Here is a 7,430-nt window from a genome sequence, read left to right on the forward strand (position 1 = left end):
CCCCGTGGACGTGCCGCGGGATCAGTGCGGCAGGGTCACGAACTCGATCAGCGTGTTGATGCTGTGGTCGATCATCTCGTCGGTCAGGCCCGGGTACACGCCGATCCAGAACGTCCGCTCGGTGGTGATGTCGCTGTTGGTGAGCGGCCCGCTGACCCGGAACTCCTGTCCCTCGTAAGCCGGGTGACGGGTCAGGTTGCCCGCGAAGAAGCGGCGGGTGGCGACCATGCTGGACTCCAGGTGGTCGATCAGCGCGCCGGGCTTGAACGGCGTGCCCGGCTGCACGGTGATGGCGAAGCCGAACCAGCTCGGGTCGCTGCCCGGCGTGGCCTCGGGAAGCAGCAGGTGCGGCAGCCCGTCCAGGCCCTCCCGCAGCCGGGCCCAGTTGCGGCGTCGTGCCTTGCCGAACTCGTCGATGCGGCTGAGCTGCTGGAGGCCGAGCGCCGCGGAGACGTCCGTCGACTTCAGGTTGTAGCCCACGTGGGAGAAGATGTACTTGTGGTCGTAGCCCTCCGGCAGCGAACCCATCTGGTGCTCGAAACGCTTGAAGCAGCGGTTGTCCTCACCCGGCTCGCACCAGCAGTCGCGGCCCCAGTCGCGCATCGATTCCACGATCCGCGCCAGGACCAGGTTGTCCGTCAGTACGCAGCCGCCCTCGCCCATCGTGATGTGGTGGGCGGGATAGAAGCTCTCGGTCGCCAGGTCCCCGAAGGTTCCGGTCAGCTGCCCGTCGTAGGTGCTGCCCAGGGCGTCGCAGTTGTCCTCGATGAGGAACAGACCACGATCCTCGGCCAGTTGGGCGATCTCGCGGACCTGGAAGGGATTGCCCAGCGCATGGGCCATCATGATCGCGCGGGTGCGCGGGCCGATGGCCTGCTCCACCCGCTCCAGTGAGGCGTTGTAGGTGCCCAGCTCGACGTCGACGAAGACCGGCACCATGCCGTTCTGCAGGATCGGATTGACCGTCGTGGGGAACCCGGCGGCCACCGTGATCACCTCGTCGCCGCGCTTCAGCCGGTCCACGCCCAGCTGCGGCGAGGTGAGGCTGCTCAGGGCCAGCAGGTTGGCCGAGGAGCCGGAGTTGGTCAGATGCGCCTTGCGCAGCTTGAAGTACTTCGCCAGCGCACGTTCCAGCCTGCGCGAGCTGACACCGGCCGCGATGCGCATGTCGAGTGCCGCCTCCACCAGCGCCACCCGGTCGTCCTCGGTGAGCACCGCACCGGACGCCAGCACCGGCGTGACGCCCGGCACGAACCCCGATGAGAGGGTGGAGCGGTGGTATTCCCGCACCATGTCGAGGATCTCGGTCTTGTCGTTCCCCACGGCTGATGGCCTCCTGATATGTGCCGGTGGGGACGAGACGTGCTCGCCGGCTCGCAGTCGAAGCGAGTCCCCACGCCCGTATCGTTCGATCGGGGGAACCCCAGACCAGCACGCGCGCCCACCCGCGGGCCAGGCACGCCGGACGATTCTAGGGATCCACCAAAAGCATGGGGTCTAGGGATTTCCTCGTCGCGGACCCGGCACTCTGAAGTGCCAAGCCCGCGTGGGCCTTTCGCCCCTCCCTGGAGACGCACCCATGAAGCACGGCCGCCCGTCCGGCAAGCCCGGGCAGATCGTCGTCCTGCGCGCAGGAGGGGCGTCCGGCGAGCGGGTCCGGCTCGGCGTTCACGACCTGCTGAACGGGACTTTCGCCACACCGCGCACCTTCTTCTACCGCCAGACCCTGGACTCCGACGCCCTGGCCGACTCCCTGCGCCGCACACTGGCGCACCATCCGCTGCTCACGGGACGCCTCGAACGCGACGCGGACGGCGGTCTCAGCGTGGTGTGCAACGACGCCGGCGCGATGTTCGCCGTCACCCACTCCGACCAGGCCATGCCGGACTACGGGCCGGACCGCTCCGCCAAGCAGGACCTGCGCCGTTACCTCCACTCCGTCAACGCCTTCCGCGTCGTCGGGCACGACACACCGCTGCTCACGGTCAAGGTAACCCACATGCGAGGAGGCGGCTCCGTGCTCGGCGTCGCCATCAACCACAGCGTCGTCGACGGCACCGGTTACCTCGACTTCCTGCGCCACTGGTCGCGCACGCATGCCGGACAGGACGCTTCCGCGTCGCCGTACGACCGCGCGCTGCTGGCCGGCCTGGCCGACGAGGCGCGTCCCGCACCGGACGACCCGCAGTACCAGGTCGTCACCGGACGGCAGAAGTTCGGGTTCATCTGGAGGATCAACTCCCGTGCGTGGAAGGTGCGCACCGTCACCGTCCGACTGACCTCGGCGGAGGTCCTCGCGCTGCGCGCGGCCGCGCGCGACGGACAGGACCGCGATCTGCCTCCCGCCTCCAGCGCGCTCGCGCTGGGGGCGCACCTGTGGCGGGTCCTCGGCGCGCTCCGCGACCGGGACGCCGGGGCCGAGGAGCGCTTGGGGATCGTGGTCGGACTGCGGTCCGTGCTGAAGGACCGGCTTCCGCAGGGCTATGGGGGCAACGCGGTGTCCAACACCACGGCCGTGCTGGCGGCCCGCGAGTTGCGCGAGGAGCCCCTCGCCCACACCGTCTGCGCGGTACGCGCCGCCTTGGACCGTGTCACGCCCGCCCGGGTGCGTCAGGAGGCCGCCTTCCTGGAGGCCCAGCGGCAGGCCGGGCGCTCGGCCCGTGTCCTCAGCCGCATGTCACTGGACGCCTTCGACGGCACGGTCGCCCTGAACAACTGCGGCGGGTTGCCGGTGTACGCGGTGGAGTTCGGCGCCGGACGGCCGTTCTGGTTCGAGTTCCCGGCGAGCCCCATCCCCTGGACGGCACTCGTCACGCCCACCGCCGACGACGACCACAGCCGCGATGTCCACCTGAGTGTTCCCCGTGAAGCCGCCGACGCCCTGCGCACCCCTCAGTGGGCCGAACGCGTGCGCGGCGCTGCCGACGGTCCTGGCGGCCTCTGATCGCGGCTCCCGTTCCGGCCCGCCCCACCGGGGGGAGGGGGAGCCGGGTCCGCAGGGCGAAGGGCCTGCGGACCCGGCTCCGACGGTGTCCGCAGGCCCTTCGCCCTGTTGCGGTCTTACGGCCTCACAGGCCCGCGGCCTTGCGCAGCGCGTCGACGCGGTCCGTGCGCTCCCAGGTGAAGTCGGGGAGCTCGCGGCCGAAGTGGCCGTAGGCGGCGGTCTGGGCGTAGATCGGGCGCAGCAGGTCGAGGTCGCGGATGATCGCGGCCGGGCGGAGGTCGAAGACCTCGTCGATGGCCTTCTCGATCTTCTCGGCGTCGATCTTGGCGGTGCCGAAGGTCTCGATGAAGAGACCGACCGGCTCGGCCTTGCCGATCGCGTAGGCGACCTGGACCTCGCAGCGGGCCGCCAGACCCGCCGCGACCACGTTCTTCGCCACCCAGCGCATCGCGTAGGCGGCCGAGCGGTCCACCTTGGACGGGTCCTTGCCCGAGAAGGCGCCGCCGCCGTGGCGGGCCATGCCGCCGTAGGTGTCGATGATGATCTTGCGGCCGGTGAGGCCGGCGTCGCCCATCGGGCCGCCGATCTCGAAGCGCCCGGTCGGGTTGACCAGCAGACGGTAGTTCTCGGTGTCGAGCTTGATGCCGTCGTCCAGCAGCGCCTTGAGCTCCGGCTCCACGACGAACTCGCGGATGTCGGGGGTCAGCAGCGAGTCCAGGTCGATGTCGGACGCGTGCTGCGAGGAGACGACGACGGTGTCCAGACGGACCGCCTTGTCGCCGTCGTACTCGATGGTGACCTGGGTCTTGCCGTCGGGACGCAGGTAGGGGATGGTCCCGTTCTTGCGGACGTCCGACAGGCGCTTCGACAGACGGTGCGCCAGGAAGATCGGCAGCGGCATCAGCGCAGGCGTCTCGTCGGACGCGTAGCCGAACATCAGGCCCTGGTCGCCCGCGCCCTGCCGGTCCAGCCCGTCCCCTTCCTCACCTGCGGCGGCCCCCTCGACCCGGGACTCGTACGCCGTGTCGACGCCCTGGGCGATGTCCGGGGACTGCGCGCCGATGGACACCGACACACCGCAGGAGGCGCCGTCGAAGCCCTTCTTGGAGGAGTCGTAGCCGATCTCGAGGATCTTGTCGCGCACCAGCTGGGGGATCGGCGCGTAGGCCTTGGTGGTGACCTCGCCGGCCACATGGACCAGACCGGTCGTGATCAGGGTCTCGACGGCGACCCGGGAGGTCGGGTCCTCACGCAGCAGGGCATCGAGGATGGTGTCGCTGATCTGGTCAGCGATCTTGTCGGGGTGACCCTCGGTCACGGACTCCGAAGTGAAAAGGCGAGAAGGCATGATTCTCCTGGGGTACCGCGGCGCCCCCCGACGGGACACCGCACAGAACGGACGGTTCGGGTTCCGGCGTCTGCCGGCGCGGTTCAGCTCAGGTGCAGCCGCATCCAGTCGGCCAGCACGCCGGAGGCCACCGCAGCCGCCTCGGGCCAGGCCCGCTCGGCGGACTCGTCGGCCTGGTCGCTGACGTACTTCACGATCCGCACCGGCAGGCCGAACCGCTCGGCCACGGAGGCGATCGCGTAGCCCTCCATGTCGACCAGGTCGGCCCGCTCGGCCAGCAGTGTGCGGGTGCGGCCGTCGGCGACGAAGGAGTCGCCGGTGGCCAGGGTGGGCCCGGGTTCGGGCCGTACGGTCAGCGGACGGCCGTAGTGGACGCCGCCGAGCCGGTGGAGCACGTCGTCCGGCAGGTCGTGCTGAATGACCCGGGACACCTCGACGACACCGCTCAGCGAGCCGCTGAGCGACCCGGCCGTACCGAGGTTGACGATCTCCCGAGGACGTGCCGACGACAGTGCCCACGCGAGCTCCACGGTGGCCCGCACCTTCCCCATTCCGGTGATCAGCAAGGGAAGCGTGTCGTCGAAGTGCGCCGCCTCCGCCTCGGCCGCCGTCACGATCAACGGAAGATCTGGACGTATGCGGCCTCGGAGACGAGCCGTGAAGGTGGCTTCGGGGGGAGGGAGCAGCACGGGATTCCTGTTCGGGAGGGGCACCGGTCGAGGTGGGTGACGGCCGTCCCCATGGTTGCCGCGATCGGCCCAGGAGATCCCTAGAGCTGGATTCCCCTCTCTGCGGGTACAAGGACTGTCGGTGGGACAGTTCGGGTGCTCGGGGCGGGCGCCGGACGGCCCCGCCCGGTCGCCGACCACAACGGCGACATGTGGACATCCGATGACGAAGTCAGCACCAGAGCGTATGCCCGCGCCGAGACGGGAAGGATTGACCGCGGATGTGCCTGCTGTGAGACCGCTCACGGTGGCATACTCCAACGAGACTCATGTCTGCCGTAGCCGCCGTGTTTTTCTCAGTCGACTGCATCCTGGTCAGGGGAAGCAGCCTGTCCCGCCTTGTCGAGGAACGCCTCGGACTGAGCGGGGCCTCGAGCGTGCACGAAAGCCACTCGTTCGACGCCGCACGCTGGGCGGGCATCCCGGAGAACGCACTGCACACCCAGCTCGCGAGGCTGCCCATGCTCCCCGGAATCGAGGAGACCACGCAGTGGTGCTGGAGCAGCGGCCTGGTGCCGATCATCTCCAGCCTCACCTGGACCCCGATCGGCGCGCACCTCGCCGAGCGGTTCGGTTTCCACTCGTACTCGGGGCGCTGCCTGGACGCGAGGAACGGCAGGTTCACGGGCCAGGCCGGCTACCCGTACACGCCCACGGACCAGGTCGAGTTCGTCCGGCGACGTGCCGACGATCTCGGGGCCGCGCCCCAGGCCTGCGCGGCCGTGGGCGCCTGCCCGACCGACGGCCTGCTCTTCGACTCGGTCGGCCTCGCCATCGCCTTCAACGCCTCGCCGGAGGTGAGCGCACACGCGACCACCTCTGTCGAGGGAGAAGACCTGCGCGCGGTGATACCCGCGTTGCAGCGTCTGACCGTCAGCAGGGTCTGAGCGACGGCGACGGCGACGGTACCGGCGACGGCTATGGCTGCGGTGGCCGACCGGTGCAGCGCGGGGACGGTGTTGCGTCGTCCGGGTCGCCCCCGCCGGTGCGCTTCCTCTAGGCCCCGCTCTCGCGCAGCATGTCCTCGCGTTCGACGATCTTCACGCGTTCGCGGCCCTGGGGCTCGCCCAGTGCCTTCTCGGCGGCGTTCAGCCGGTGCCAGCCCTGCCAGGTGGTGAAGCGGACCTCGCGCTCGGCGAGGAGGGCGTCCACGGCTTCGGGCTCGGGCGAGAGGGGTGTGTGCAGGCGGCCGTCCGCGTGGTCGGCCAGCAGGTTGGAGACCGTCTCGTTGGCGTCGCCCTTGGTGTGGCCGATCAGGCCGACCGGGCCGCGCCGGATCCAGCCCGTGACGTACGTGGACTGCAGGTGCTCGCCGGACTCCTCGATGACGCGGCCGCCCTCGTCGGGGACCGTGCCGGAGTCGAGGTCCCACGGCAGCTTCGGCAGTCTGTCGGAGAGGTAGCCGACGGCGCGGTAGACCGCGCTGACGTCCCAGTCCTTGAATTCGCCGGTGCCTGTGACGTTGCCGGTTCCGTCGAGGGCGGTGCGCTCGGTGCGCAGGCCGACGACCTTGCCGTCCTGGCCGAGGATCTCGGTGGGCGATTCGAAGAAGTGCAGGAAGAGTTTGTGCGGGCGCTCGCCGACGTCGCGGATGGCCCAGTTCTCCAGCGTCTTGGCGACCATGTCGGCCTGCTTGTTGCCGCGCCGGGTCGCGATCGAGCCGTCGTCGTAGTCGATGTCCTCGGGGTCGACGATGACCTCGATGGTGGGGGAGTGGTCGAGTTCGCGCAGTTCCATCGGGGAGAACTTGGCCTGTGCGGGGCCGCGCCGGCCGAAGACGTGGATCTCCAGTGCCTTGTTGGCCTTCAGGCCGTCGTAGACGTTGGCGGGGATCTCGGTGGGGAGGAGCTCGTCGGCGGTCTTGGCCAGGATGCGGGCCACGTCGAGGGCGACGTTGCCGACGCCCAGGACGGCGACCTTCTGGGCGTCCAGCGGCCAGGTGCGGGGTACGTCGGGGTGGCCGTCGTACCAGGAGACGAAGTCGGCGGCGCCGTAGGAGCCGTCGAGGTCGATGCCGGGGATCGCCATCTCGCGGTCGGCGGTGGCGCCGGTGGAGAAGATCACCGCGTCGTAGAAGGCGCGCAGGTCGTCCAGGCTGATGTCGGTGGGGTAGTCGACGTTGCCGAAGAGGCGGATCTGGGGCTTGTCGAGGACCTGGTGCAGGGCGGTGACGATGCCCTTGATGCGGGGGTGGTCCGGGGCGACGCCGTAGCGGATCAGGCCGAACGGGGCGGGCATGCGTTCGAAGAGGTCGATGGAGACACCCGGGTCGGCGGCCGCGGCGGACTTGAGCAGCGCGTCGGCGGCGTAGATCCCGGCGGGGCCGGCTCCGACAATGGCTACCCGCAGGGGGCGGGGCATGATCAGGTTCCCTTCGAACGGCGATGGATCGACTCCGGGGAAGCCTAAA

The 7,430-nt window shown here is 69.9% G+C and carries 6 protein-coding genes; 2 read left to right on the plus strand and 4 right to left on the minus strand.

Going from position 1 to position 7,430, the window contains the following annotated elements; genetic code table 11:
- Positions 1–21: 21 nt before the first annotated feature.
- Positions 22–1,323, minus strand: a complete 1,302-nt coding sequence (gene rfbH, locus Sri02f_RS40220; RefSeq protein ID WP_109006235.1) for a lipopolysaccharide biosynthesis protein RfbH — start codon at positions 1,321–1,323, stop codon at positions 22–24.
- A 256-nt stretch (positions 1,324–1,579) separates the two neighbouring features.
- Here rfbH and Sri02f_RS40225 point away from each other — a divergent pair, with 256 nt between their 5' ends.
- On the plus strand, positions 1,580–2,944 hold the full coding sequence (locus Sri02f_RS40225) for an acyltransferase (protein ID WP_109006236.1): 1,365 nt from the start codon (positions 1,580–1,582) through the stop codon (positions 2,942–2,944).
- A gap of 124 nt (positions 2,945–3,068) precedes the next feature.
- Here Sri02f_RS40225 and metK read toward each other — a convergent pair whose 3' ends face one another.
- Both metK and Sri02f_RS40235 read right to left on the minus strand, forming a co-directional pair.
- Entirely contained in the window at positions 3,069–4,292 is a 1,224-nt protein-coding gene (gene metK / locus Sri02f_RS40230; RefSeq protein WP_109006237.1) for a methionine adenosyltransferase, read from the minus strand.
- Between the two features lie 83 nt (positions 4,293–4,375).
- A complete protein-coding gene (locus Sri02f_RS40235; protein WP_245971020.1) occupies positions 4,376–4,906 on the minus strand; it encodes a nucleosidase in 531 nt (176 codons plus the stop codon).
- A 401-nt stretch (positions 4,907–5,307) separates the two neighbouring features.
- On the opposite strand from Sri02f_RS40235, the gene Sri02f_RS40240 reads away from it, so the two are divergent.
- Positions 5,308–5,907, plus strand: coding sequence for an HAD family hydrolase (locus tag Sri02f_RS40240; RefSeq protein WP_109006238.1), 600 nt, complete (start codon positions 5,308–5,310; stop codon positions 5,905–5,907).
- A 109-nt stretch (positions 5,908–6,016) separates the two neighbouring features.
- Here the strand turns inward: Sri02f_RS40240 and Sri02f_RS40245 are convergent, their stop codons facing one another.
- Entirely contained in the window at positions 6,017–7,381 is a 1,365-nt protein-coding gene (locus Sri02f_RS40245) for an FAD-dependent oxidoreductase (RefSeq protein WP_109003784.1), read from the minus strand.
- Positions 7,382–7,430 lie beyond the last annotated feature (49 nt).

This window comes from Streptomyces rishiriensis (assembly GCF_003112535.1).
GTDB classification, from domain to species: Bacteria; Actinomycetota; Actinomycetes; order Streptomycetales; family Streptomycetaceae; genus Streptomyces; species Streptomyces rishiriensis.